The sequence below is a fragment of the Mogibacterium diversum genome (assembly GCF_002998925.1).
GTDB lineage: Bacteria > Bacillota > Clostridia > Peptostreptococcales > Anaerovoracaceae > Mogibacterium > Mogibacterium diversum.
In genome coordinates this window covers 19,273-43,476 of record NZ_CP027228.1, presented here as the reverse complement: position 1 = coordinate 43,476, position 24,204 = coordinate 19,273, and the positions used below count along the sequence as shown (strand labels likewise).

General features: G+C 43.4%; 24 protein-coding genes and 1 other annotated feature. Of the genes, 5 read left to right on the top strand and 19 right to left on the bottom strand.

All coding sequences use genetic code 11. The features are described 5' to 3' along the window. Positions 1-22: 22 nt before the first annotated feature. From C5Q96_RS00225 to C5Q96_RS00210, 4 genes are all read right to left on the bottom strand, one after another. Positions 23-346 carry a hypothetical protein gene (locus C5Q96_RS00225; protein WP_106056081.1) on the bottom strand — a complete coding sequence of 108 codons (324 nt, stop codon included), beginning with the start codon at positions 344-346 and terminating at the stop codon, positions 23-25. Between the two features lie 104 nt (positions 347-450). Further along, a complete protein-coding gene (locus C5Q96_RS00220) occupies positions 451-1,104 on the bottom strand; it encodes a hypothetical protein (protein WP_205763998.1) in 654 nt (217 codons plus the stop codon). A 23-nt stretch (positions 1,105-1,127) separates the two neighbouring features. Continuing rightward, positions 1,128-1,550 (bottom strand): hypothetical protein, encoded by a 423-nt coding sequence (locus C5Q96_RS00215; RefSeq protein WP_106056079.1) that lies wholly within the window; start codon positions 1,548-1,550, stop codon positions 1,128-1,130. A gap of 63 nt (positions 1,551-1,613) precedes the next feature. Continuing rightward, on the bottom strand, positions 1,614-2,465 hold the full coding sequence (locus C5Q96_RS00210) for a CbrC family protein (protein WP_106056077.1): 852 nt from the start codon (positions 2,463-2,465) through the stop codon (positions 1,614-1,616). 133 nt (positions 2,466-2,598) lie between these two features. Then, positions 2,599-2,807, top strand: a binding site (T-box leader). A 62-nt stretch (positions 2,808-2,869) separates the two neighbouring features. On the opposite strand from C5Q96_RS00210, the gene thrS reads away from it, so the two are divergent. The 3 genes from thrS (at position 2,870) to C5Q96_RS00195 (ending at position 6,701) form a co-directional block, all read left to right on the top strand. Continuing rightward, a complete protein-coding gene (gene thrS / locus C5Q96_RS00205) occupies positions 2,870-4,921 on the top strand; it encodes a threonine--tRNA ligase (protein ID WP_106056075.1) in 2,052 nt (683 codons plus the stop codon). Positions 4,922-4,956: 35 nt separating this feature from the next. Beyond that, positions 4,957-5,466 (top strand): transcription repressor NadR, encoded by a 510-nt coding sequence (locus C5Q96_RS00200; RefSeq protein ID WP_106056072.1) that lies wholly within the window; start codon positions 4,957-4,959, stop codon positions 5,464-5,466. Between the two features lie 146 nt (positions 5,467-5,612). Then, entirely contained in the window at positions 5,613-6,701 is a 1,089-nt protein-coding gene (locus tag C5Q96_RS00195) for a PTS transporter subunit IIC (RefSeq protein ID WP_106056070.1), read from the top strand. Positions 6,702-6,850: 149 nt separating this feature from the next. On the opposite strand, the gene rarD is transcribed toward C5Q96_RS00195, so the two are convergent. Beyond that, entirely contained in the window at positions 6,851-7,768 is a 918-nt protein-coding gene (rarD, locus tag C5Q96_RS00190; RefSeq protein WP_106056069.1) for an EamA family transporter RarD, read from the bottom strand. A gap of 205 nt (positions 7,769-7,973) precedes the next feature. On the opposite strand from rarD, the gene pduL reads away from it, so the two are divergent. Then, the gene (gene pduL, locus C5Q96_RS00185; RefSeq protein WP_106056067.1) at positions 7,974-8,552 is read left to right on the top strand and encodes a phosphate propanoyltransferase; all 579 of its coding nucleotides are present in this window, start codon (positions 7,974-7,976) and stop codon (positions 8,550-8,552) included. A 42-nt stretch (positions 8,553-8,594) separates the two neighbouring features. Next, on the top strand, positions 8,595-9,254 hold the full coding sequence (locus tag C5Q96_RS00180) for a trimeric intracellular cation channel family protein (protein WP_106056065.1): 660 nt from the start codon (positions 8,595-8,597) through the stop codon (positions 9,252-9,254). A gap of 50 nt (positions 9,255-9,304) precedes the next feature. On the opposite strand, the gene C5Q96_RS00175 is transcribed toward C5Q96_RS00180, so the two are convergent. The 14 genes from C5Q96_RS00175 to C5Q96_RS00110 form a co-directional block, all read right to left on the bottom strand. Next, a complete protein-coding gene (locus C5Q96_RS00175) occupies positions 9,305-9,709 on the bottom strand; it encodes an RrF2 family transcriptional regulator (RefSeq protein ID WP_106056063.1) in 405 nt (134 codons plus the stop codon). A gap of 189 nt (positions 9,710-9,898) precedes the next feature. Then, positions 9,899-11,233 (bottom strand): MATE family efflux transporter, encoded by a 1,335-nt coding sequence (locus tag C5Q96_RS00170; RefSeq protein ID WP_106056061.1) that lies wholly within the window; start codon positions 11,231-11,233, stop codon positions 9,899-9,901. Positions 11,234-11,499: 266 nt separating this feature from the next. Further along, positions 11,500-12,285: a hypothetical protein gene (locus C5Q96_RS00165; protein WP_106056059.1), complete on the bottom strand. Its 786-nt coding sequence runs from the start codon at positions 12,283-12,285 to the stop codon at positions 11,500-11,502. Further along, the gene (locus C5Q96_RS00160) at positions 12,279-12,974 is read right to left on the bottom strand and encodes an ABC transporter ATP-binding protein (RefSeq protein WP_106056057.1); all 696 of its coding nucleotides are present in this window, start codon (positions 12,972-12,974) and stop codon (positions 12,279-12,281) included. Before C5Q96_RS00160 ends, C5Q96_RS00165 begins: the two co-directional genes overlap by 7 nt. Then, a complete protein-coding gene (locus tag C5Q96_RS00155; protein ID WP_106056055.1) occupies positions 12,974-13,342 on the bottom strand; it encodes a GntR family transcriptional regulator in 369 nt (122 codons plus the stop codon). The genes C5Q96_RS00160 and C5Q96_RS00155 overlap by 1 nt, the downstream gene beginning before the upstream one ends. A gap of 159 nt (positions 13,343-13,501) precedes the next feature. Next, complete coding sequence (locus C5Q96_RS00150; protein WP_106056053.1) at positions 13,502-14,254, bottom strand: ABC transporter permease; 753 nt, start codon at positions 14,252-14,254, stop codon at positions 13,502-13,504. A 1-nt stretch (position 14,255) separates the two neighbouring features. Next, positions 14,256-15,104 (bottom strand): ATP-binding cassette domain-containing protein, encoded by an 849-nt coding sequence (locus tag C5Q96_RS00145; protein WP_106056051.1) that lies wholly within the window; start codon positions 15,102-15,104, stop codon positions 14,256-14,258. Then, a complete protein-coding gene (locus C5Q96_RS00140; RefSeq protein WP_106056049.1) occupies positions 15,097-16,665 on the bottom strand; it encodes a sensor histidine kinase in 1,569 nt (522 codons plus the stop codon). The genes C5Q96_RS00145 and C5Q96_RS00140 overlap by 8 nt, the downstream gene beginning before the upstream one ends. Next, positions 16,649-17,329: a response regulator transcription factor gene (locus C5Q96_RS00135; protein ID WP_106056047.1), complete on the bottom strand. Its 681-nt coding sequence runs from the start codon at positions 17,327-17,329 to the stop codon at positions 16,649-16,651. The genes C5Q96_RS00140 and C5Q96_RS00135 overlap by 17 nt, the downstream gene beginning before the upstream one ends. 212 nt (positions 17,330-17,541) lie before the next feature. Further along, entirely contained in the window at positions 17,542-18,480 is a 939-nt protein-coding gene (locus C5Q96_RS00130) for a TIGR03943 family putative permease subunit (protein WP_106056045.1), read from the bottom strand. Continuing rightward, positions 18,477-19,733 (bottom strand): CobW family GTP-binding protein, encoded by a 1,257-nt coding sequence (locus C5Q96_RS00125; protein ID WP_106056043.1) that lies wholly within the window; start codon positions 19,731-19,733, stop codon positions 18,477-18,479. Before C5Q96_RS00125 ends, C5Q96_RS00130 begins: the two co-directional genes overlap by 4 nt. Before the next feature lie 242 nt (positions 19,734-19,975). Next, positions 19,976-21,301 carry a replication-associated recombination protein A gene (locus tag C5Q96_RS00120; protein ID WP_106056041.1) on the bottom strand — a complete coding sequence of 442 codons (1,326 nt, stop codon included), beginning with the start codon at positions 21,299-21,301 and terminating at the stop codon, positions 19,976-19,978. A 17-nt stretch (positions 21,302-21,318) separates the two neighbouring features. Next, on the bottom strand, positions 21,319-22,491 hold the full coding sequence (locus tag C5Q96_RS00115) for a SpoIIE family protein phosphatase (RefSeq protein WP_106056039.1): 1,173 nt from the start codon (positions 22,489-22,491) through the stop codon (positions 21,319-21,321). Position 22,492: 1 nt separating this feature from the next. Continuing rightward, positions 22,493-24,163 carry a [Fe-Fe] hydrogenase large subunit C-terminal domain-containing protein gene (locus C5Q96_RS00110; RefSeq protein WP_106056037.1) on the bottom strand — a complete coding sequence of 557 codons (1,671 nt, stop codon included), beginning with the start codon at positions 24,161-24,163 and terminating at the stop codon, positions 22,493-22,495. Positions 24,164-24,204 lie beyond the last annotated feature (41 nt).

The window sequence follows — 24,204 nt, the reverse complement described above, 5'->3', positions numbered from 1 at the left end:
TTACATGTGGTTTATCGAGTGTCTATGCTATTTTCTCGATTCCGCACTTATATGGAGCAACTGCATCAGCAAGTCTCGTCAGAACTTCTCCCTGGCCGAATGCCTCTGGATACCCCACCTTAAGGCTTACGCTCATCGAGCGTTCTCCTCTATCTACGCTTACTACCTCGACACTAGTTCTCGCATCTCCTGTGACGAGATTTATCTCAGAGTTGATTCCGTAAGGCTCTTTGTCGAAGAGCTTTAAAAACATGTCGTCAAATCTAGTTGCTGTAACTGTGTATCCACCGAATCTCTCGGGGAGTACTGGCATCTTAACTTTAACTTTAATTTCTCTATTTCCCATTATGTCCACCCTTTTCCTTCAAAAAAATCTGTATTCTGTATAATACTCCTCTTCATCTCACTGAATCAAGAGATATAGCTAGGTATTGATTTTAATCCCTTATATTAACAGTAATCAGGTATTTTATCTCCGCAAAGTATCTTTACGTATGTTCCGTAGGCTTCTGGAATCGGTCTACCGAGGTATATTTCGAGCTCTGGATTCACATTTCTTCCCATGACACTACATAAGTACAACCGCTCATTTAATCCCGGGTACATCTCGACTGACATTGTTTCTACATTTTCCACCATCGGCCAATCTGTTTCTTTTAAATCAGGTTTAACCACCGTATGATAGAGTCCGCACGGCGCATTGTTCTTACTATTATCCACCATATCTCTTTCAACTAACGCAAGACGTGTACCGAGAATCACTACACTTCGCTTTACTCCATCGACGAGAATTTCTCGAGTTCTGTGACCAAGCCCTTCGGTATGAATCCATCTGGTTGGAAGCTCGTAATTCGAAAGTGGCTCTACACCTTTAATGCGCTCAATGGGGCTGTGCGCTTTCCACTGGCGCGTAACCGCATGACAGAATAGCACATTATCAGTTGACAAAGTCACACCTTCCCACGAGTTATCCTCGCTAAAGAGGTTAAAGAAAACCATGTATGGCGATTTTACCATCTGCGCCAAGATGTATATCCCATCTCGAAGGCAAATTGATATAACTTTTCCTTCTTTCCACGGAACAGACTTCTTCTTAGTTTCCAATATAGACACCTCTTTCCCCTCACTTATTTTATTTCACGAACCTTAACCTTATGCTTCTTCAGCTGCTTCTTAAGCTGAGCAAGCCTCTCGTCATTACCCTTGCTTTTTCCGACGAAAATCGACTTGCTCCTACCCTTTTTCCTCACGAACTGTATAAAATATCTGTCACCGTTCAGATGTACTCCACGCACAAAATATATCTCAACCTCAGCGAGATCTTTCAATGGAATCTCACGACTGCCCGGAACAAATCCGCTGTGAATATATAAATTTCCATTTGAGATATGCATAGGTTCTGAAAACTTTCCGCCACTCCTACTGACGATAATCAGCTTCCGCACCATCGTGACAAGAACGATAGTTCCAACGATAAATGCCACCGTCTTAAAGAAATTGTCATTCCACGTCGACTTTAGTCCAATCAAGAAATATTGATATATCTTCATTAATTACTTCCCTCCAAATCACCTTTCCTATTCTAAGAAGGTGTTTCATTTCACGCTTGCAAATTAGCTCGCATCGACATAGATGTGATATTTTCCGCAGTGAAGGCAGCGGAAGAGATACCCGCAGAGATCCCCATCCTTATACAGGTACTCCCTTATATCGGTGTATTCATGCCTCATCTCATACTCTTCAAGGACCTCGTCTGCGATGCCCATCTCCTCTAGTTCCTCTGTGCCGACTGTCCCTAGATATGCGCAGTAGTCATTACAGCAGGATAGCCAGTGCTCGCCTTGCCAGCTCAGGTAGCCAGGCGTTCTTTCAAATAGTTCTTTCGACTTCGCCACATCCACTTCGCCTTCCCATTCGGCATCTTGCACGAACTGAGCGTCGAATTTCTTTGCAGCCTCTCCACTAGCAATACACTCTGGGCACAAATGCTCGACGTCTTCAACGCTGTAAGGGAACGAACTATAGTAGATAATACTTTCCTTGCCGCAGCACGGGCATACCTCTGGCGGACCTTCTTCAAAGCTTTCAGTAGCCAGTGGATCTGGATGGTAACGGAATTTTGGAAGCTTCTTAGCTTTTTCTCTCTGTAGAGACTCCTCAGCAGCTGTCTTTGGTCTTTTCACTGCCCACCTGTCTCCATCATCTTCTGCTAGCGATTTGAGATAAGCGAGCTTCTTTATCTGCTTCTTATCTGTCCTATCTGCAATCTCTGACATCAAGTCATACGCACTCTGCATGAGCGAAAGGATTTTGTATACATCTACAAGAACTGCCTTGGCATCCTTATCCCCAGCCTCTTTGAGCCTATCCGAAAACTCGTATAACGCAAGAACAGTCTCTCGCTTACCCTTCTTCGCTTCGTAATCCTTTACTAGTTCAGCATATTCTTTTATGTATGGATTCATTATTTCTCCTACCATTTCAGCAAAACTTCTCGTTTTTGTCCACAAATTATATCAATTCTTTCCTATAAATTATAACAAATTGAGGCGGTAAAATCATTGACAATTATCACATGCGGTGGTAACATATTTCATTATTAAAACGATGACGAGGACAGTAGGTTCGCTTTAAGGCTTTGAGAGAGGGATGGATGGTGAGATCATTCCAGTACGGAGCGTTCTGAACACCACCTCCGAGTGGCACTAATACTGCCCGCCTAGCCGCGTTAAAAGCTTCAAAGAGTGCTGGAGCAGAAGCTCCGGAAGATGGGTGGAACCACGAATACGAATGTATGCGTCCCTTCTGACAATTTGAATGTCGGAAGGGATTTTTTAATTTCCTTCCGCTAATGAAAGGAGTTCTTAAAATGATTATTACACTAAAAGACGGTAGCAAAAAAGAATATGCTTCGCCGATGTCAATCATCGACATCGCAAAAGACATAAGCGAGGGTCTCGCAAGAGCAGCTTGCGTTGGTGAAGTCGATGGAGAGGTCTGTGACCTCAGAACTGTTGTGGATAATGATGCTGAAGTTAACATTCTCACTTTTGATTCTGATGCAGGAAAGCATGCGTACAGACACACATGTTCACACGTGCTCGCAGAGGCTGTCAAGAATCTATATCCAGATGCCAAGATGACAATTGGACCTTCTATCGATAATGGTTTTTACTATGACTTCGACATGCCAGCTCTAACTAGAGAGGATTTAGATAAGATAGAAGCTGAGATGAAGAAAATCATCAAGAGAGGAGATGCGATAACTCGTTTCACACTCCCTAGAGATGAAGCCATCAAGCTATTCCAGGAGAGAAATGAGCCATACAAAGTCGAGCTCATCGAGGACCTACCAGAGGACGAAATCATTTCCTTCTATCAGCAGGGAGATTTTATCGAGCTCTGCGCAGGACCACATCTGATGAGCACGAAGCAGATTAAGGCGTTTAAGCTAACTTCTAGCTCTGGCGCTTACTGGAGAGGTGACGAGCACAACAAGATGCTCACTAGAATCTACGGTACTGCATTCAACAAGAAGGCAGATCTCGAAGAATACCTTGAGTACCTAGCTGATATCAAGAACAGAGACCACAACAGACTCGGTCGTGAGATGGAGCTATTTACAACAGTAGATATCATCGGTCAGGGTCTTCCTCTATTTATGCCTAAGGGTACTAAGATGATTCAGAAGCTACAGCGCTGGATTGAAGACCTCGAGGATTACGAATGGGGTTACGTGAGAACGAGAACACCGCTGATGGCTAAATCAACTCTTTACAAGATTTCAGACCACTGGTACCACTACAAGGATGGAATGTTCGTATTCGGATATGACAACATCGATGAACTGAACAATGCCGAGGATGCTACTCGCGAGATTAGAGGACTTGAGGACCTTAGTCTCATCGAAAACGATGCTGATGCAAATGCATTTGCGCTTCGCCCTATGACATGCCCATTCCAGTATTATGTATATAAGGCTAAGCAGCACAGCTATAGGGATCTACCTTACAGAATGGGAGAGACTTCTACTCTATTCCGTAATGAGGATTCCGGCGAAATGCACGGTCTTACTAGAGTTCGTCAGTTCACGATTTCAGAGGGTCACCTCGTGTGTACCCCTGAGCAGATTGACGAGGAGTTCAAGAACTGCGTTAAACTCGCTAAGTACTGTCTCACAACTCTAGGTCTAGACGGCGATGTTACATACAGAATGTCGAAATGGGATCCAGAAAATCCAGGCAAATATCTTGGAACTGCTGAGGAATGGGACAAGGTTGAATCTGCAATGCGTGAGATTCTCGATGAAATCGGTCTCGATTACACAGAGGCTTCTGGCGAGGCTGCATTCTACGGACCTAAGCTCGATATTCAGGCAAAAAATGTATATGGCAAAGAAGATACTATGATCACTATACAGCTTGACATGTTCCTTGCTGAGAGATATGACATGTACTATATCGATAAGAACGGTGAGAAAAAACGCCCATATATCATCCACCGTACATCGCTCGGCTGCTACGAGAGAACTCTCGCTTGGCTGATTGAAAAGTATTCAGGAAACTTCCCTACTTGGCTATGCGCAGAGCAGGTTAGAATCCTTCCTATCTCAGATAAGTACCAGGATTATGCAGAGGAAATTTTCGCTGAGCTAAGAAGAAATGGCGTTGATGTTACAATTGACAGCAGCTCCGAGAGAATCGGCTACAAGATTAGAAAAGCCCAGATGGAGAAGCTACCTTACATGCTAGTCGTTGGACAGCAGGAAGCTGAGAATAAAACTGTTTCAGTTCGTTCGAGATTCGAAGGAGATGAAGGTAGCAAGCCGCTGAGTGAATTTGTGAACGCAATCTGCGAGGAGATACGCACAAAAGCGATTAGAGAAAAGAAAGTCAGCGAAGAAGAAAAGAAAGATAAATAGTCAAATTTGCAAGAGAAGGTAACGGAGGATTTGTCATGCAGAGAGAGAAGCGCAAAGACAACATAATACAGAAATTGCAGTCTACAGATTCACCTGTAAGCGCTTCCTCTCTTGCAAAAGAGTTCGGAGTAAGCAGACAAATTATCGTTGGAGACATCGCTATTCTCAGGGCTGAAGGTCATGATATTAGTTCGACCCCTCGTGGATACGTGCTCCCTCAAATTGGGACTACTCCAGTCTATAGAATCGCTTGTAAACACGATTCATCTAAAATTCTAGAAGAACTTAATGCGATTGTTGACTGCGGTGGCATATTACTCGATGTAAGTGTTGAACATCCTATATATGGTGAACTAGTCGGCAACCTGCACATTGCAAATAGACTTGATGCAAAGGAGTTCGCAGATAAGATAATTGAGAGCAATGCTCCTCCACTATCACTTCTCACAGGCGGGATTCACTTGCATGCTATCACGTGTAGGGATGAGAATGCACTTGAGCGAATAAAGGATAAACTCCGCTCAATAGGGATACTCTTCGAGTAAACGATAAAAATTTTTTAACGGACTAACAGTTTATTTTTTAAGTAACATGTAGCGTTTTCTTTAATTAGATATTGACTTTTCACAGAGCCTCTTTTAATGTATATACAGGTGTCATGACACCTGTATATAGTTAGGAGGCTTTTTAAATGGCTAGTTTTTCTTCATTTCTAAAACGCAAGGATATAATCATCTCCGGAAAGAGATATGGAATTGATGCACTTGGCGCTATGGCTCAGGGACTATTTTGTTCACTACTTATAGGAACAATCATCAATACTATCGGAGTGCAGCTTCACATCTCTGCCCTATCGCAGACTGTCGCTACTATAGGTGGTATAAAATACACTGTGGGTGGTCTTGCGATGGCTATGGGAGGACCTGCAATGGCATGTGCAATCGGATACGCTCTTGCTGCTCCACCGTTAGTTCTATTCTCTCTCATCACTGTCGGTTTCGCTTCAAATGCGCTTGGAGGTGCTGGCGGACCACTCGCAGTACTATTTGTAGCGATAATAGCAGCTGAATGCGGAAAAGCTGTTTCAAAGGAGACAAAAGTAGATATCCTAGTTACACCGAGTGTGACAATCGGCATAGGAATCGCTTTATCTTGGTTAATCGCTCCCGCACTCGGAAACGCAGCCATGAAGATGGGCGATATTATCATGTGGGCTACAGAACTTCAGCCTCTACTCATGGGAATTATTGTCGCTGTAGTTGTAGGTATAGCGCTTACTTTACCAATATCTTCTGCGGCTATTTGCGCAGCCCTAGGTCTAACAGGACTCGCCGGCGGTGCAGCACTTGCTGGCTGCTGTGCACAGATGGTTGGATTCGCAGTTGCTTCGTATGAAGATAATGGCGTCGGTGGCCTCGTATCACAGGGGGTTGGAACATCGATGCTTCAGATGGGCAACATAGTTAGAAACCCAAGGATATGGATAGCCCCTACTATTGCATCTGCTATCACAGGTCCTATTGCAACCTGCGTGTTCCATCTCAAGATGAACGGCCCGGCTATAGCAAGCGGCATGGGCACATGTGGTCTAGTCGGACCTCTAGGTGTGTATTCAGGCTGGATTGCTGATATAGCAAAAGGAACAAAAGTAGGGATTACTTCAATGGATTGGCTCGGTCTCATCCTAATATCTGTAGTTCTACCAGCAATATTAACAATACTGTTACACAAGGCTGTCAAGAGAGCTGGCTGGGTTAAAGCAGGAGATCAGAAGCTATAGGCTAATAATTATTTTCGAAAAATCTGTAACCAATTAAATAATCTCAATAAAAAATGTGCCTAGCACAGAGTGTGATCCCCCTAATTTCACACAGTGCTTGGCACATTTTTTAATATTACATTTATTACTACATTGCTATTTTATAACTTCTAACTCGCTTTGACGTTTTGACTATCCTCGCTACTCTTACTATCCTTACCACTCTTAAATTCACCATATGAAAAGAATATGAGACCTATCCAAATCAATCCAAACGCCATAATCAGCACTTTATCGACAGGTTCCTTATACAAGAAAATCCCTAGCATAAGCGCCAATGTAGGACTGAGGTATTCCGTCAAACCGAGCACGAACATAGATGTTCTCTGAGCTGCATAGGCGAATAGCCCAAGAGGTATGGCTGTTGCAAGCCCACATAGGAGTAGCAGGAAGTATTGATATGACTCTCCAACTCCAAGCGCTCCTGCCCCATGCAGTTCAAGCCATACTATTACGCATAACATAATTGGAGCCATAAAAATAGTTTCATATAGGAGCGATATAACAGGTGGCTGGTCTACAGTCTTTTTTATCGCTGAATAGATTGCAAATGTCGTAGCCAGGATGAGTGCAATCCCTGGGACCTGTCCATAGTGAACCAAGATTACGATTACGCTTGCAGCCGCGAGTATTACGGCAGTAGATTTGTAAACTGTAAGCTTCTCTTTAAAGAAGATGGCCCCAAATATACATACTACGAGTGGTTCTATATAATATCCAATACTCGTCTGGATTATATGACCAGAATTAACCGCCCAGATATAAATGCTCCAGTTGCTCGTTACGATAAGCCCTGCTATGAAAAATTTGAGTGATGTCCGCCAATCCTTTAGCGGTGAAAAAATCCTGCTCCACGAATACTTAAAACGCGCAGCAATTATACATACTACTGCAATCATCAGAATCCTATATATAATGATAGTAGATGACGGTATTGGAATTAGCGATTTCCAGTAAATTGGAAGAATACCCCAAAGCCCAGCACAACCAAGTGCAGCAAAGAAACCCTTTTCATAATTTTTCTTCATAAATTAATCCCCTGCAGATAAATTCATAATAAGGTGTGCAGTAAAAAGCAGTACACCAAAGGCATAAATTCTGTAACTACAAATAAAAATGTAGCAAATATTATATCATCCTTTGCAGATTGTCACAATAAATGTTATCCTTATACATCATAAATGACTATAGATATGTACATTCACATAGTTTGTTGGAGATTGGAGATTAGATATGAAACAGGTTGAAGTAGATGTAGAAGTTAGCGCCAGACACGTGCATCTCTGCCAAGGCGATATAGAAAAACTTTTTGGCACTGGATATGAGCTTACACCTAAGAAGCACATTATCGTAGGCTACGTTGCGGAAGAAAGACTCACACTCGTTGGTCCTAAAGGCACTCTTCAAAATGTCGCTATTCTCGGACCTGCTCGTCCAGAAACGCAGGTTGAACTTGCAGCAACTGATGCTAGAAATTTAGGTATCGAAACACCTCTTAGGCTCTCTGGCGATTTAGCGAATACACCAGGAATTAAAATCACAGCTAAAAATGGCGCCACAACTGAAATTGATCATGGCTGCATAGTCGCAAAAAGGCACATTCACCTATCAAAGGAAGATGCGGATCATTTGCAGGTAACCACGGGAGACGAAGTCTCTCTAAAAATCGATACAGGATGCGGTAGAGCACTAACATTTGATGAAGTAGTTGTACGTGTCGGCAACACCAGAACCGTTGTTCATTTAGATACGGACGAGGGAAATGCAGCATGTACGGGAAAATCATGTAAAGGAATATGCTTTTCTAGATAAATAGAAGATGCTTTTACAGCATCGACATGTAGGAGAAGGAAATTGTCATCATTATACAGTCTTGAAAATATAGTCTTCGCACTTGAAATAATCGGCACCATCGCCTTTGCCATCTCGGGAGCCACTCTCGGACTGGAAAAAGGCATGGATCTCATGGGAATCACAATACTCGGTCTAACAACCGGCGTAGGTGGGGGAATCATCAGGGATATAATAATCGGACAGACTCCTCCTCTAACCTTTAGGGACCCAACTTATCTCATCATATCGGTAGTAGTATCAGTAATCGTATTCACACCGCCGGTCAGGAGGTGGATATTTTCGGACTCAATGCTATATGAGTGGCTGATGCTCATAATGGACTCGGTCGGGCTTGGAGTATTTACAGTTCTTGGTATCAAATCAGCTTACACTGTATCCTCAATTCACGGAGTTATATTATTCACCTTCGTCGGAATGCTCACCGGAGTTGGAGGTGGAGTTCTGAGAGATATGATGGCAGGTAATAGGCCGTATATATTCGTAAAGCATTTCTATGCTAGCGCATCACTCATCGGAGCACTCACGTGCATAGCACTATGGGATAGAGTCGGCACAGTACTTGCCATGGGAATTGGGGCTGGACTCATAGTATTGCTCAGACTTCTTGCAGCTCATTACCACTGGAGTTTACCTAAGGCTAATATACCTCGAGATAACTAGGCATAAAATGCAAAAAAATAATCGCATCAAAGCGTGATGCGATTATTTTTTTATTTTGCGTCAAAAAGCTCACCTAGAGAGTGTTTTTTCAAATCAGTATTTATATTTTCTTGAATACGTAATAATTCCTTTCGAAGCGCACATGTGTCTCGGTCTGTGTTCAAAAGACACGAAACATCTTGCTTCAGGCACTCACATACAAGTGAATGTGGCTCTATAGCCTGGTGCACATCATATAGGGTAATCTCCGTCAGCGGTCTGCTCAGCACATAGCCACCACTGCTCCCCCTTACTCCGTATATGATACCAGCCTTATCGAGTTTTCTTGATACCTTATAAGCGATTGCCTCTGATATGAATTCACCTTCCACGAATGAACTTATGCTCGTGGGTCTATCTGTCGACAGATTCTTAAGAACCCTTACTGCATAGTCTGTCTCTCGATTAAAAAGCATTTCTCCTCACTTTTCTATTTCTGTAGTAACACAACGTCCCTACTAACAGCGATATTCAATCTAACAATGCATCATGGATATTTAATCAGCAATAGTGATAAGTATGAGTATTGTAATAAAATTCCCCTGAGTTTAGCAACGATAATACAAAAGATATACACATTGTACTAAATTAATACAATGCACAATCTACATGTCGTCAAAAGTTTCAGCTATTGCAACTCTGCGAGTCTTCCTGTACAGAAGAACTGCTGCTATCATAGAAAGCATCTCAGATACGGCAAGTGAGAGCCATACATAAGATACGCCAAGCATAGTTGCGATTAACGCAAGCGAAAGCAGAAGCGTCAGTGTACATCTCATCAGCGATATGAAAGCTGCAACCCTAGACCTCTCGAGAGCAGTTAGATATCCAGCGATGATGATATTCATACTGAGCATTGGGAATGCCAAAGCTATCAGTCTAAGCGCATACGATACTTCCAGGATAAGTGCATCTCCATCATTAACAAATAGCATCGCTATATAATTTCCAAACACCAGCACGACCGCTATCTCTAATACGGCCAATATGAGTCCCGATCTAATCTCATAACCAAAGATAGTGCGGAATGTATCCCTCTCGTGTCTACCGTGATAGTAACTAACGAGGGGCTGTGTGCCTTGAGCAATCCCATTTGCAAGAACCGTCGCCAGCAGAATTACATATGATAGTATCGAATAGATAATCAGCTCTCTATCGTGCATAAAAGTAACGATAAACCTGTTGAAGATAAATGTCACTATTCCCGGCGACATTTCCGTAATACCTGAAGGTATACCGCTCATGAATTGGCGAAACATAAGTCCGCGTCTGAACTTAAATCTCGTAAAACGAAGTGTCGCTTTCCTCCCCGCAAAGTGAATCAGGTAGATGATAATTACGACCGTCTGAGAAAAAGACGTTGCTAATCCAGCTCCAACTATGCCCCAATTCAGCTTAAATATCGTGTACCAATCGAGGAGGATGTTGAGAATCACTCCGAGCAGCACATAGATAGTGGCGAGTCCTGGAAATCCGTCAGTGGCGAGGAGCAGCTCGAGATTGTAGGATATGACGAATGAAAATATGAACGGTGCTATCGTGAGAAGATAACTCCTTACATATGGAAGCGTCGATTCCGTCGCTCCGAGCAACCTGCACAGCGGATTTAGGAAAATAAAGACCAGCACGCTGATTACTATCGACAACAAAACAAGTGAAACTAAGCTCTCTGTGAATACGCGTCTCGCCTCCATAGTACGGTTTTGACCGAGAAGACGGGCAACTATTGTTGATGTACCCACCGCGAAAGTTATTGAAATTGCAAACAGCAAGGTGACGAACGGCGTAGCAATTGAGACGGCAGCTAGAGCCGTCTCGGATACACCTCGAGCTACGAAAATCCCATCAACTACTGTGTACAGCGTGAATATGAGCTGTCCAGCCATCGCGGGAATAATGTATCGCAAATATTTATTTATCAGCGAATCATTTCTATTCAATTCTCGTCATCCTTCCAATGCTGTGAAGCCCATCTCACTATCACATGATCTGCGTTGTCAGATTGTCACGATTAATCGCACAAACCCCTTCTTAACCAAGTGCGTTACAACGTGTAGAGTTAGTATACTAGCATTTTGAGAGAACTGCAATCCGTTCATTTCAAAGACTTCTGTACAAAATAAAAGCCGAATCAAATAATTTTGAATTCGGCTCTTGCGTTATAAATTGTTTATAAAAATTGATGAATTATCAGCATATTATGCTCCTACTCGAGGTTAAGTCGGTTTTTCATCAGATAGTTAGATGCGAGGAAGTAGATTGCACACTCCACAACCTGCAAAAGTATAATTCCTCCGACTCCATACTGTGCAATTCTAATCTGATTGCCATTCACAGTCAGGTTTAATGCAAAGTCGCCGAATAGATGTCCAATTACTTCAATCGCAGCATACACCTCTGCTATTGTGAGTACGACGAAGAAAACTCCCTGTAGAAGTGATTTGAAGCTGCTGAACTGCACGCTTAAGTTAATGCATGCAAGTGTCTTAAGAAGGAATCGGCTGATGTATACAACTCCCAGCAATAGCACCTCAAACAGAAATATTATTATTGCCCTTGCCTCTGCCGGCCTCTCGTTCATAAATACATTTATCTGATGATAAGAATCTGGTCCATTTGTCGCAATGCTTACTATCATCATGATGAAGATTCCAACAAATGCCGTTATTACCATCCAAACTGTACTAGCAATTACCTTGCTCCAGATGTGTGTACTTATCTTGACAGGTAGCGAAAGCGTAAAATACCCTTCAGCTCCATAGAAATTCTTGTAGAATCTGCGGTCAATAACCACTACTAATGTCATTATAATTGCAGCTATAAACGAGATTGCCCAAACTACATAGAGAAGATTTTCTACAAACTCAGATGTGTATTTCGATGCCTTTGGTAAAACAGCAGTAATCAAAGTGAGAGATAACCAAACCAAGTACAGAACTCCGAGATTGTTCATCAGCGATTTAAACTCATATTTTAATAATTTACCTAGCATTTGAACACCTCCCTGAACAGTTTATCAATGCTTTGACCCTTCTTCTCACGCAAACTTTCAGCAGTCTCGTGAACCACGATTTCGCCGTCTTTGATGAAGATTACATCGTCGAGTACCGATTCGACATCGGCGATTAGGTGAGTGGAAATAATCACTACAGCCTCAGGATTGTAATTGGTAATAATCGTTCTAAGAATATAGTCTCTAGTCGCTGGATCAACGCCTGCGATAGGTTCATCGAGTAGATACACTTCGGCATTACGTGCCATCGTTAGGATGAGCTGCACCTTTTCCTTGGTACCTTTGGACATCGCTTTTAGCTTAAGCCCTTTCTCGATACCGAGATCATTGAGCATCGATAGAGCTTTGAGTTTATCGAAGTCATCGAAGAAATCCTGATATAGGCGCACGAGGCTGCCAGCAGTCATATATGTAGGGTACGTCATCTTATCAGGCAGGTAAGCGACCTTTGCCTTTGTCTTTTCACTAGGTCTATCTCCATCTATCAGGACCTCACCAGCATCAGGTCTCAGTAATCCCATGATTATCTTAATTAGTGTTGTCTTGCCTGAGCCATTTGGCCCCATGAGTCCAACAATTTGCCCCTTATCTATATCTAGATCAACACCCGATAGCGCTAGCTTTGAGCCGTATGCTTTGCTCAGATCTTTTATCTCTATTATGCTCATTATTTCTCCTTTCCCACGCAGTTTGTAACCGCTTCTATAATCTCCATGTCACTCATCCCAATATTACGCAGCTTCTCGACGAGTTCATCAATATACGAACTTGATAACCCCTTATAAATCTCTTTCAAGGCTCTCTCATCCTCCGTCACAAATCTTCCGTTGGTCCTCTCTGTGCGCACTAGCCCGCTTCGTTCGAGCTCCGCAAGTGCTCTCTGCACCGTGTTCGGATTGACACAAGCTGCTGCTGCGATATCTCTTACAGATGGCAGCTTCTCCCCTGGTAAATAGTCGTGTCTGGCAATCCGCACGGTGAGCTCATTTACAATCTGCGAGTATATCGGGATACCATCGACAAATTTCCATTCCATGCTAGTCTCCTCTCTAAATCTATTGATACGATTTGTTTTATACCTAATTTGAATCAGATATAAATAAATCGACGTGTTATTGTATTAAGTTACTAATACAATAACACATCGACCATCAAATTCAAGTTATTTTTTATGAAGATTTTCTTAAGGTGCTACTTAATTCTTTCTTCCTCTCACCTTAAATGCCACCAGCACAACCACTGCACTAAGAGCAGACATGAAGATCATTGACTGAATTAGCGGTCCGAAATTATATTCTCTGCCTAGCCAGAAATCTATATAATCGTTACCAAGCTGCGCAGTTGGAAGCAGTTCAGATATCCATCTAACCGATTTTGGAAGATCTGTTATTCTAACGCCCATGTATCCACTCAATATCATCATTGCGAAGTAGATTGCCATCACAACGCCATAGGTCGGTCCGAACTTACCTATTAATGTCGCTATACCATGAGCGAGGGCCATCAAGATAATAGCAAGAATATATATTCCCAAAATCCAAACCACCACAGCTGCAAACCTCGGCTTAAGTATTTTTAGGAAAGGAACAGTCCCACCAAGGTAAATAAATATGCAGAGCGTCAATATAATCAAATTCGCTACCACTTTGTTGAGCAATATGTCCTTCTCCGAAAATCCGAAGAGCAGTAAACGTTCAGGTATCTTCTTATCAAGCTCATTTGAATAAATCGCTGCGTGATTCAGAAATATGCTCGCCAGCGGAATAAGCATCGCCATGCCAATAAATATTGTGGTTACCACTTCATCCTTCATATTCTTAGGAATGTCGCCAAGTGTTCCCCTGACAATCATATGCAGTAGTAGCACTGGAAAAATAGATCCAAAGAAGACCGCATAGACATTGTGCAGCGTATTTTGAAATTCGTATCTTATCGTATATCTATTCATCTTACCTCTCCGCATTAATAGTCATCATTTCGATATCGTTATTGCTTCGCCTGTAGTTTATGTGGTTTCTGATAAGCTTTTCAGCGATTTCAACCTCTTCATCATCATTGTCACATGAGAGTGCAATAAACCCTTCGGCGGCCTTTATCTGTTTGTGCGCCTTCGCTATTTCACGTCCTTTTTCCGTATCCTCGAAGATCACCACGGCATTTCCGCAGTACTTTCTAAAAAGCTCTTCCTTTGACCCGTAGTCCACGGCCCTACCGTCCTTAAGATACAGTATTTTGGTCGCCAAATTATCGAGCTCAGTATAGTAATGTGATGTTATAAGCAGCGTCGTGTGCTTTTCCTCGTACCAAGTTACGAGCTTGTCCATGAGCCTCTGACGCGTCTCGAAGTCGAGTCCTGATGTAACTTCATCGAACATCACTATTTTGCTGTCCTTACACATCACGAGTATGAGAGTGAGCCTCTGCTTCTGACCGCCTGATAGCTGTTTCCACCTCTTATCTAAGCATCCTTCGAACTCGAAGAATTCAATCATTTCTTGGAGTTTCTGATTGTCTGTTATCCTGCAGCCCATCACCATCTCGATGATGTTCCTAATTGAAACGGTATCGACATAAGAGTTGTACTGCATGTGAACGGAGATCTCATTTGACGGAACCCCGAGTGCTATGTTTCCCTTATGAGGAACCAGACCGATAATACTCTTTAGAAGCGTAGTCTTTCCAGCACCGTTGCTCCCTATGATTCCGACTCTCTCGCCATCCGCAATTTCAATCACTCGCCCGAGGTCCACAGCTACTTTATCTTTAAAACTCACCTTAACATTGTCGAGTCTAATCATCTCTACCTCTTTTCTCTAGAATAAACTGAACGCCGTCCTGCATGTTGTCACCACGCAGTTCAAGCCCTAGCTTTCCCGCAAAATATTTAGCTATATAAAGCCCTAATCCATGCCCCTTCTTCTGTCCAATATCTTCTCCTTGAGCTCCCGTTACAAACGGTTCAAAGATATCATCAATTATTTCCTCATCTATATGTCCTGGACGACTGAACACCGAAATTCTAGACTCCCTAACATCGACTGTGACACTTCCACTTTCACCTGTGTGGTCTATGCCATTCACAATTAAATTCTCCAAAATCTTCTTGAGCATCATCGCATTGGTATACCAATATACGGCTGTTTCAATCTCTGGACCATTTAGAGTTATGCCCTTAGATTCAGCTCCGATGCGGTTCTTCTCTAAAGTTTCCCGGCATAATGACACAATATCGACCTTCTCAACCTCGAAGCTATCTGCCGCATTGTTAAGATTTGACGTCTCCTCTATTATGCTCATCATCTCACGAAGCTGCGCTTTTACCTCTGGCAAATACAGGTCCCTATCTCCGAACTTTCCGACCTTACCAATCATTCCGTCCACGAGTAGCATCGATGCCGCGATAGGAGTTTTTAGCTGATGCGATGTAGCACGCATATAAACTTCTTTACGCTTATTCTCCTCTTCGAGATTTTGAACTGCCTGTGCTTGCTTTTCATAAAGTAGGTTTAGTGCAGCAGTCAAATCAGATATCTCATCATTGCCTACAGCTTCAAGTGGCTCTAGCTTTATTGATGACGAACTCATGCGTCTCTCCGCATCCATAGACAGCTTCCTAATTGGAGATACTATCTTGCGTGAATATATTGCTGATACTCCAAATGCCAAGATTATCATAAGCAGTATGAGCATAGGAGCTGACCCGTAGAGAACTGGTAGAATTTCACTTGCTGAAGGTGTCATCGTGGTGCTACTTAGGATAAGCATGTCATCTCCATGCTTTGCAAATCCGACAAAATAGGTGTAGCTAGTTCCCGAATAACGACTCTCGACGGAAAACTCACTGATTAACACTCCGCCACTATAGTAGTGAAGTTTTTTATCCTTAACCTTGAACTGAGATAAGCTGCTGTCTCCTTTAAGATTTATTTTAAAACTGCTATTCATCTCAGCCGAATTCTCTTCTGCAAAGGCTTTAAGTGCAGGCTTTAGATTCTTAAATGCCTCCTTTTTATTACTCTTACTGCTCATATCAAGAGCCCTGAACTGGTCTATAATCTCTTTAGACGCAGGGCTAACAGCCTCAATTGATCCATTGAAACTGGATCCCGTAACCCTGATAGTGTAGCCATTTCCAGGTACGATGATACCTATAGCATTGGCATCGCCAGTCTTGAAGTTTTTCAATGATTCGTGCTTCTTGAAGTGCTTCATCGCTGACTTTGCATTTTCTAAATTTTGATTCTCCTTGTAATCCATATACATGGAAGGCATCAGGAATACCATATATGAAAAGATCACGATTCCCACGATCAGCGAGATAATGACGCTGTATAAAAATGTCTTACTTCCTAATTTCATCTTCTTTTCTCCACCTGTAGCCAACTCCTATAACTGTTTCGATGTAGTCATGTGGGAGTTTCTTTCTAAGATTCTTGATGTGTGCATCGATTATCCTATCGTTCGCCACGTACTCCTCATCGAATATCATGTTGATAAGCTGATCTCTGCTAAATACCCTTCCCGGACTATCCCTCAGAGTCTTCATGAGCACAAATTCACTTACGGTCAGTTTGAGGTTCTTCTTGTTATAGTATGCCCGAAGTTCATCTTCATCGACCACGAACCCCTGATTAATCTCTGATTCCATCTTCCTCCTCGTTCTTCTAAGAACAGCTTCAATTCTCTTAATTAGAATTATCGGTGAGGCAGGCTTTGTAATGTAATCATCCGCAAGGTAGTTAAAAGCCTCAAGCTGCGTATTGATATCGTCATATGCCGTGAGCATAATCACACCAATATCTTCGCCACGTTCTTTTTTTATAGCCTGTAACACATCAAACCCTGTCGCTCCTGGCACTCTGATGTCGAGCACCGCAAGGTCAAACGGCTCACCCTCTTCAATTAGCTTTATCGCTTCATCGCCACGCTCACACGTAACAACCTCGTGACCTGCGACCACCATGTATTCAGAAAGAACTTCGCGAATCATGTTTTCATCTTCTAGGAAAAGTATCGTTGCCATCGTATGCACCCTTTCTATCTTCTGACTCTACCTTACTATCACGGTGTGAATCTGGTATGAATTTGCTTTGCATATTAGCATTTACATAAAATTCTTCATATCAACCATTGTAGATTATTCCTCTAGCAAAATATAGGCAAATTAATACCTCTTCTGCCAGAATCCCTGACAAAAGAGGTTTATAATCATGCATTTCTCTATTAAATAGCTGTTTAAAATGTCGCAACCTCAGGGTTGCATGGCTCGCACGCCTCTACCGACTTACAGTAAAGGACTGGCCCCTTCTCCTCGTATGCATCGACGTATTCAACCCTAACCTTGGCTTTGACCTGAACCCAAGCTCCATTCTTGAAGTCATCGATTCTATCATAGATACCCATGAGCGCTGCGAACTGCATATCCTCTACGCAGCATGTCATGAGATGCCTTCCAAGCCCGAACTCCCCGTGCTTCATATCGCCGCCCTTTACGACTCTGCCCTTTAGAATCAATGTCTTATTGTTGTACTCATCCTGATTTTCGTTGATATCGCGATACCAGTCAGCGTACATATCGTCGGCGATTTCAATCGTGCTGGCCTTCTTATCGAAAGGCAACTCATCCACAATATCGTCTACTTCTATGTCATGCGGCCCGAACTCATAGACAATCTGCGAGCGCCTGTTAGCTACACGCACTTCCTTATGGAACGGCATCTTATCCGCACCCTTCTGGAATCTATTGAATACCACAAGCTCTGCATTCTGCATCTTGTTGAAGCAGAGCTGTCTCATATTCTTATTGTACAGTTCGAACATAGTCGCATCGAAGAAGGTCATCTCCTGCGCGATTATCCAGTTGCGAGGCATGTTCTCAAACAGAGTCTGCGTCATCCACATGCCGTTGTACTCGACTAGAACTCTGTCAAATACATACTTCGATGCGATGCCGTTGAGCCTTGCTTCTGTAAGGTCTGCCTCCCTCTCTATTGTCTCGATGTACACTTTGTCGGTAAATTTACTTTCATCATAATGTACTTCACCTGACTCACAAACCAAGAGGAGTGTGCTTGCACCTTCTCCGAACTCCGGTGTTTCGAGTGTATCCTGAATGAAAGTAGATTTACCCGAGCCTAGAAATCCTGTAAATAGATATACTGGTTTCTCTCTCATATTCCGAACAGCTCCTTAATCTTATCCTTCTTGAGTCCTACTCCGATTACGCAGATTACTCCTGTTGTCTCTGCCTCTCCAGCAGTTCTAACCTCTGGCTCACCTGGGATGTAGTCGAACTCGTACCATTCGCCTTCTGTACCTGCTACGAATCCCTTCGCTCTGAGCACCTGTCCGCACTGCTCTGAATCCATGAGGCCTGCTAGAGCTTGCTCGAGCTGGCCTCGGCTGAAGCGATGTGCGGTCTCCACGCCCATTTCGTCGAAGACTTCGTCAGCGTGGTGGCCGTGTCCGTGGTGATGGTGGTGATGATGTCCGTGACCACAGCAACCATGCTCTTCATCATCGTGGTGATGGTGTTCGTGGTCGTGGTCGTGATGATGTCCGTGACCACAGCATTCATGCTCTTCATCATCGTGGTGATGGTGTTCATGGTCATGGTCGTGATGATGTCCATGACCGCAGCACTCGTGCTCATCATCATCATCGTGATGATGATGTTCATGGTCATGGTCGTGATGATGTCCGTGACCGCAGCATTCATGCTCCTCATCATCGTGATGATGATGTTCATGGTCATGATGATGATGCTCTGCCTCATGTTCAGCCTGCTCTCTATACGCCTCTTCTCTCAGGCGGTCAAGTTCAGCGGAGAGCGTCTTCTTCTGCTCCATAATCTCTAAAATCTTAGAGCCATCAATTTCCTTCCAGTCTGTCGTAACAATAGATGCTTCTTTGTTATGCTCACGGAGTAATGCGATGCACTTATCGATATCATCCTGAGACATTCCAGCTGTGTGGCTTAAAATGATTGAGCTTGCATGTTCAACCTGATTTTCGTAAAACTCCCCGAAGTTGCTCATGTACATATCCGCTTTAGTGGCATCAACGACTGTCGTAAATCCGTTTAACTCAATTTTGTCGTTCTTAAGATCCTGAACCGCGATTATTACATCTGATAGCTTACCAACTCCTGACGGCTCGATGAGGATCCTCTCTGGATTGTACTTTTCGATAACCTCATTAAGCGCCTTTCCAAAGTCTCCTACAAGAGTGCAGCAGATACAGCCAGCATTCATCTGGTTAATCTCAATTCCAGTATTCTGCAGGAATCCCTTATCTACTCCGATCTCACCAAACTCATTCTCGATGAGAACTATTTTATCCGTACCATATGCTTCCTCAATAAGTTTTCTAATAAGCGTAGTCTTGCCAGCACCTAGGAAACCTGAGAAAATATCAACTTTAGTCATAAGTCTCAATCCTTTCTATATATAAATAATTTAATTTTTTACTTAATTGCTAGTATGTGTTAACTAACTATCCTTGGAAATTATATCATACAAAGCCATTTATTTTTGAAACTCATGTGTATATTTGAAAATAAAAAATACCACGAGCACAGTCCAAAATGGCTATGCCCGTGGTTCTTGCTCACCTATATTATTTTATATTACACTTTTGTATTAAAGAAATTTTGATCTATGTCGCGCTATTACTTATGCGACTTCTTCCATTCCTTTATGCTATTAAGACGCTCCTTGAACCTTACTTCAGCCCCTTGCTCAGTCGGCTTGTAATACTCACGGCCAACCAATGAATCCGGTAGACACTGCATCGAAGTAATCTTGTCTTCATAATCATGAGCATATCTATACCCCTTTCCATACCCTAGGTCTTTCATCAGAGATGTCGGAGCATTTCTGATGTTCATGGGAACTGGCTCTGCCATGTGCTCCTGTGCGTCATCCCTTGCCGCAAAGTAAGCTACTTCCATCGCGTTAGACTTAGGTGCAAGCGCCATGTAAATCACGGCTTCCGTTAGATGAACCGAGCACTCAGGCATACCTATAAAATGGCACGCCTGGTAAGCCGCTATCGCTATCTCCATTGCTCGAGGGTCCGCTAGTCCTACGTCCTCCGAAGCGAATCTAGTAACACGCCTTGCTACATATAGCGGATCTTCCCCTGCCTCAAGCATCCTAGCTAGCCAGTATACGGCTGCATCGGCATCGGAATTTCTCATCGACTTATGAAGCGCCGATATGATGTTATAATGCTCTTCGCCATTCTTATCGTAGAGAAGCGATTTCTTGGAGATGCACTGCTCGAGTGATTCCATCGTTATATCTATAGTTCCATCAGCCTTGATATCACCATTTAGGATTACCATCTCTAGAGTTGTCAGAGAGCTTCTAGCATCACCATTTGCAAATTCAGCAATCATGTGAATCATTTCATCTGTGATATTAACTCTCTCGTCGCCAAAGCCTCGAGGGTCGCTTATTGCACGCTTTAGAAGCTGCTCGATATCGCTAGTCTCAAGATTCTTAAGCACGAAAACCTTAGAGCGAGATAAAAGCGCACCATTTACCTCAAATGATGGATTTTCAGTGGTTGCGCCAATCAAAGTGATGCTACCCTTCTCAACAAAAGGCAGAAACGCATCCTGCTGCGCCTTATTGAACCTGTGGATCTCGTCGATAAATACTATCGTCTTCTCACCGAATCTCGTATACCTATCAGCTTGCTGCATAACTGTGCGTATTTCCTTAATGCCGCTAGTTACTGCAGAGAAAGTTATAAAATTCGCCTTTGTTTTGCTGGCGATAATCTGTGCAAGTGTTGTCTTTCCAACTCCTGGAGGTCCCCAGAAAATCATCGACGGAACCCTGTCAGACTCGATAAGCTTGCTGAGGATTTTACCCTCGCCAACTAGGTGCTGCTGACCTACGAATTCGCTGAGATCTCTAGGTCTCATGCGAGCAGCTAAAGGTTCGTCCTTGCTATTATCATTTTCAAATATCGATATCTGTTCCATTTAATCCCTTTTCTACTTTAGAAATAGCTCACCTTTACGCGCTTCCCCATCTTCTCTAGGGAAGCAGAAAGCTCCTCTATCATATTCATCTTAACGCTAAAATTGAGTGGCATATCCGCCTCCTGATGGGCAGGGTTTACAGCTCTTCCGACAAAGAAGTTGATATCTGTTGCCTCTTCAAACAGTGTACGGCTAACAAGAGAAGCCGCATCGTGCGAGACACTCCACTCTGCGAAGCCTTCGTCATTTGCAAGGTAATCGCGAGCATTCTTTACTACGTGATCGATTGTAACGATTCCTTCAGTTACAAGCTCCACTCCCTCGATTTCTGACATCGGAGGTCCACCAAGGCTTGGATTCACTCTGTTAGTCTTGATTGGCTTACCCAGGTAGTCAGCTGCGATTGAAGCTGTCGTGCCTCCGCATATTATATGCTTTCCCGCCTTTGAGAAAAAAAGCGACATCATGCGGTCGCAGTCTTCGCGGTTTGCGGGAGGTCCGAACAAGAGGTTCACCTGTACACGCTTTATAACTCTCAGGATACAAGCTGTCGCATCGTCAATCGGCTTTCCTTTATATAGCTTATTGCACTCCTCGACGAGGATAGTCGCCAGCGTCTTGGCCGGATATCCAACAGGCGCAATGGTTTCCATAAATGAAGCTATGTCTGCCTCCGTCCATTCCTTGTTATACGAAAGCTCTGAATTTGCACCTGGACAACCATCGCTCATAGCGATGAACATATCATCTTCTTGAAGTTTTATCTCAGAGCGGTAAATCTTCTTGCCATCGATTACATGCTCGACCATCTCGTAATCAGTCGCAGCAAAATCTCTGATGAGAATCACCCTTGGATTCTCATACTGAATAAGCTCAAGCTCTTCGTTATCCTTGATATGCATAATCGTAAAAGTTGAATAAGCAACGTCATACTCGGAACTTATCGGAAGTGTAGCGGCTATCGTGTGTACACATTCCTCTAGTGGCATGCCTTCTGCCATCATCGTGGAAATGATCTTTGAAGTCAGTGTCGACAGGATACTCGCCTTTACTCCGCTTCGAAGACCATCGGCGAGAACTACAATCTTATCGCCGTTTGCCTGCTGTGCAACTGCAACAGTATCACCGCATAGCGGTTCACCGAAGTGATTAATACTCTTGTAACCGATATCTATACTGAGATCGTTCATACTAATCCTCCATCGTATCCTTCAGCTTAGTGAGTGCAATCTTAGTCTCGGCTGTAGTCTCACCGAGCAGTGAAGCGATTTCCTGAACTATTCGCATCTGCTTCTCGACCATCTGGTCAGCGATTGCAGTGGTCTGTTGTCTTATCTTAGCCTTCTTGGATCTTTCGTTCGCTTCATCAGTCACATCTTCAATCAAGCAGAACAGCATATGATAGTTGTTATCATACAAAATGCTCTGTTCCACATACCTGTCATATTCGGCTAGATATGCGCATTGGAACGAACTCTTTTTACTCTGGAGCACATCCATAAATGGCTTTGGCTCGAGCAGTGTAACAATCTGTGCACCGAGGACATCCTGAGCTCTTCTGATATTCATAATCTTACAAGCAGCAGGGTTTATCTCTTGGATCTCTAGGCGCTCGTTAAGTACAAGCAGCCCATTAGGTGTGTTGTCGAAGATGATGTCCGAGAAATTTTCTGACTTCTTTGCCAGGAGTGGCTGGCACACCTTAATCTCCGCTTTGTTCTGGTACACGGCAATTGCCTTCTCCCTGCAAGTTTCATATCCGCACATACCACAGTTGAGCTCATCTCCTGGCTTACTCTTACCCATCTGCATCATGATTTCGCGAATCTTATGCTCATTAGGCATAACCTTCATGCCTTGCATTATCTCGAAATTTCTTGTTATCGCAGTCAGTTCAGGCTGCTCCACATCAAAGTGCTCATCGCCTGCATAAGCACTGACAGCTTTATAATTTCTAACAGGTGTGTTGTGATACTTCTCAAATGATGGACCACCAACGCAGCCGCCGGCACATGCCCACAGCTCGATGAAACATTTTTCAACTTCACCGTTCTTGATGTCTTCGAGTACGTCGATGCATTTATTTGCCCCGTCTACCGATAGATATGCATAGCCGTGCTCATCGCTGTTCATGCACTTGGAGATTCCACCGCTCGCAGCAAACAGCCTCTCTTTGGACTCTGCACACTCGTCCATACCCTCACTCATTTCAACCTGCTTATCCCTTAGCAGTTCATCAAACTCCTCGAAGGTGAGCACCGCATCAAATGTCGACCCCTGCCTGTTGGCTTCATCCTTACGTGCGATGCAAGGTCCGACAAATACCACCTTAGCATCCTCATCACGAGACTTAATATCTGCACTGTGAATCTGCACATATGACATCGCATCGGATAGATGTTTGATTAGGTCTGGGTAGTGCTTCTGAATCATGAGATTTACCGATGGACAGCACGAGGAAATTACCACGCTTTCACGTTCATTTTCTATTACTGCCTCATACTCACGCTTTACAACCACACCAAACTTAGCAGCCTCTTCAGCCGTGACGAAGCCGAGCGCTTTAGCTGCCTCATTAAACTTCTCAATACCAGTTCCCGCATAGTAAGCGACGAATGAAGGATCCACGCTTAAGTATACTGGCGCATCTCCATCTAGAAGCATCTCCACTCTCTCGACATCGCTAAGAATCTTCTGAGCATCTTGCGGACAGACAACGTAACACTGGCCGCACAGCATGCATTCATCTGCGATTACGTGTGCAAGATTTCCTGAAAATCTAATCGCCTGCACCGGGCAGTGGCGAACACACTTATAGCAATTCTTGCAATCGGATTTCTTCAAATAAATAGGATGAGCCATTTCATTCCCTCTCTTTTCTCCAAAGCATTATTATCATTAGT

Bases quoted from the DNA above. Each gene is read 5' to 3' on its own strand.
- C5Q96_RS00115 (WP_106056039.1), bottom strand. From the start codon at position 22,491: ATGAACGATCTCAGTATAGATATCGGTTACAAGAGTATTAATCACTTC.
- rarD (WP_106056069.1), bottom strand. From the start codon at position 7,768: ATGAAGAAAAATTATGAAAAGGGTTTCTTTGCTGCACTTGGTTGTGCT.
- C5Q96_RS00120 (WP_106056041.1), bottom strand. From the start codon at position 21,301: ATGGAACAGATATCGATATTTGAAAATGATAATAGCAAGGACGAACCT.
- C5Q96_RS00125 (WP_106056043.1), bottom strand. From the start codon at position 19,733: ATGACTAAAGTTGATATTTTCTCAGGTTTCCTAGGTGCTGGCAAGACT.
- thrS (WP_106056075.1), top strand. From the start codon at position 2,870: ATGATTATTACACTAAAAGACGGTAGCAAAAAAGAATATGCTTCGCCG.
- C5Q96_RS00225 (WP_106056081.1), bottom strand. From the start codon at position 346: ATGGGAAATAGAGAAATTAAAGTTAAAGTTAAGATGCCAGTACTCCCC.
- C5Q96_RS00110 (WP_106056037.1), bottom strand. From the start codon at position 24,163: ATGGCTCATCCTATTTATTTGAAGAAATCCGATTGCAAGAATTGCTAT.
- C5Q96_RS00165 (WP_106056059.1), bottom strand. From the start codon at position 12,285: ATGCTAGGTAAATTATTAAAATATGAGTTTAAATCGCTGATGAACAAT.
- C5Q96_RS00215 (WP_106056079.1), bottom strand. From the start codon at position 1,550: ATGAAGATATATCAATATTTCTTGATTGGACTAAAGTCGACGTGGAAT.
- C5Q96_RS00140 (WP_106056049.1), bottom strand. From the start codon at position 16,665: ATGAAATTAGGAAGTAAGACATTTTTATACAGCGTCATTATCTCGCTG.
- C5Q96_RS00145 (WP_106056051.1), bottom strand. From the start codon at position 15,104: ATGATTAGACTCGACAATGTTAAGGTGAGTTTTAAAGATAAAGTAGCT.
- C5Q96_RS00195 (WP_106056070.1), top strand. From the start codon at position 5,613: ATGGCTAGTTTTTCTTCATTTCTAAAACGCAAGGATATAATCATCTCC.
- C5Q96_RS00200 (WP_106056072.1), top strand. From the start codon at position 4,957: ATGCAGAGAGAGAAGCGCAAAGACAACATAATACAGAAATTGCAGTCT.
- C5Q96_RS00210 (WP_106056077.1), bottom strand. From the start codon at position 2,465: ATGAATCCATACATAAAAGAATATGCTGAACTAGTAAAGGATTACGAA.
- pduL (WP_106056067.1), top strand. From the start codon at position 7,974: ATGAAACAGGTTGAAGTAGATGTAGAAGTTAGCGCCAGACACGTGCAT.
- C5Q96_RS00130 (WP_106056045.1), bottom strand. From the start codon at position 18,480: ATGAGAGAGAAACCAGTATATCTATTTACAGGATTTCTAGGCTCGGGT.
- C5Q96_RS00150 (WP_106056053.1), bottom strand. From the start codon at position 14,254: ATGAATAGATATACGATAAGATACGAATTTCAAAATACGCTGCACAAT.
- C5Q96_RS00175 (WP_106056063.1), bottom strand. From the start codon at position 9,709: ATGCTTTTTAATCGAGAGACAGACTATGCAGTAAGGGTTCTTAAGAAT.
- C5Q96_RS00135 (WP_106056047.1), bottom strand. From the start codon at position 17,329: ATGGCAACGATACTTTTCCTAGAAGATGAAAACATGATTCGCGAAGTT.
- C5Q96_RS00155 (WP_106056055.1), bottom strand. From the start codon at position 13,342: ATGGAATGGAAATTTGTCGATGGTATCCCGATATACTCGCAGATTGTA.
- C5Q96_RS00160 (WP_106056057.1), bottom strand. From the start codon at position 12,974: ATGAGCATAATAGAGATAAAAGATCTGAGCAAAGCATACGGCTCAAAG.